The sequence below is a fragment of the Candidatus Darwinibacter acetoxidans genome, from assembly GCF_041936445.1.
Taxonomy (GTDB): Bacteria; Bacillota; Limnochordia; order Darwinibacteriales; family Darwinibacteriaceae; genus DTU010.
The window spans coordinates 1-1,458 of sequence record NZ_JBHGXH010000091.1 but is presented as its reverse complement, the minus strand read 5'-3'; the positions used below and the strand labels follow the sequence as shown (position 1 = coordinate 1,458).

Here is a 1,458-nt window from a genome sequence, read left to right as displayed (position 1 = left end):
AGTTACGTCGTGGACAAGCGGAGTTGTAGATAAGGTTAAGAATATGTATAAGACCATCGTTGGAGGCTCTATCATCCCGGACATGGTTAAAGAGTCTGTCAACTGGTTTAGCTCACTAAAGAATCAGAGTGTTGCCATAGTCGGCGAGATGGGTCAGGGGATTGTGGGCGGGGTTGCCAGTTTCGCTGACACCGCTCTCGGCAAGATGGGTAGTTTCGGGGAGAGCATGCAATCAATAGCACAGCAAATTAGCTCCGGGATGCAAAGCGTATTCGGACAGGCGTTCGACGGCATCATTGATGGCTCCATGACCATGGGGGAGGCTTTTCAGAGCGTCCTTAGCGGAATGGGTGCGGTCCTCAAAAACGTCCTGGTTCAGCAGCTCTCACAGTCATTGTCAAATGCGCTATCGAAGCTAGGAACATGGACGATGGAAGTTCTAAAGAACGCTGCTCTTGCTTTCGTGGCGCTGATTAAGCAGGCATATGCCACTCTAGTAGTATTCTACGGATGGTCCGGTCCCGCAGCTCCCGTATTGGCTGCAGCAACAATCGGAGCAGCTATCGCCGGTATAGGTGCGCTTGCAGCCAAGGCAGTAGGGGCGTTTAAGGGCGTAACCGGCCTTGCCAAGGGTGGTATCGTCACAGGTCCGACTCTCGCCATGATGGGCGAAGGAAGCAGGCGCGAGGCCGTTATCCCGCTTGAGCGAGACAACGTGATAGCGGACAGCGTAGGCGCAGCGGTCTACGAGGCCATGGTCATGGCTCAACGCGTCGGCCAGGCCACGGGACCACAGACAAGCGACGACAGAGAGGTCGTGCTGAGAATCGACGGCACCACGCTTGCTCGGCTACTCTTGCCGGCAATGATCAAAGAGGGTCAGAGGCAGGGGTTTGATGTGATGATCCAGCCTCGGGGGGTGTCGTAGTGATAACAATTGCAGGAGTCAAAGTCGCTAATCCGGCCGATGTAAAAATCGGCCGGTTTGATTTAACAAAGTCGAATAGGACTGCATCAGGCAAAATGGCCATGGAGATTATCCGTGCCGGTGTTAGGCGTGTCGATGTGTCGTGGAGCTACCTGCCAGACGATCAGTTGAAGCAGATCCTGGATGTCCTAGCAGCGAATAAACCGTTCTTCTCGTTCCGCTATCTCGATGCAGGCGGATATAAGACGATGACTGCCTACGCAGGCGACATCATCACCGGGCTTTGGCATGAAATAAACGGGATCCGATATTGGAAAGAGGTTAGCATTGCATTCATCGAGCAGTAGGGGGTGAGGCCATGTATCAAGTATCGCAACAATTCATGGACGCAATGCGGGCGCAGAGGCGACAGGTGCTTGCTAAAGTAGTCATTGACTACACCGATCCGCTCATTGACCAGTCGATCCAGGTGGATGCGAGCGAGCGGGCGCGTATTTCCTGGCCCGAACAAACAGCTGACGGCCTCACAC

1 protein-coding gene and 1 pseudogene are annotated in these 1,458 nt (G+C 54.0%); both read left to right on the top strand.

Going from position 1 to position 1,458, the window contains the following annotated elements:
- Nucleotides 1-928: pseudogene (locus ACE4YL_RS02855) on the top strand (hypothetical protein); the annotation flags it as partial.
- On the top strand, nt 928-1,275 hold the full coding sequence (locus ACE4YL_RS02850; protein WP_461369182.1) for a hypothetical protein: 348 nt from the start codon (nt 928-930) through the stop codon (nt 1,273-1,275). The pseudogene ACE4YL_RS02855 and the gene ACE4YL_RS02850, both read left to right, overlap by 1 nt.
- Nucleotides 1,276-1,458: the final 183 nt, after the last annotated feature.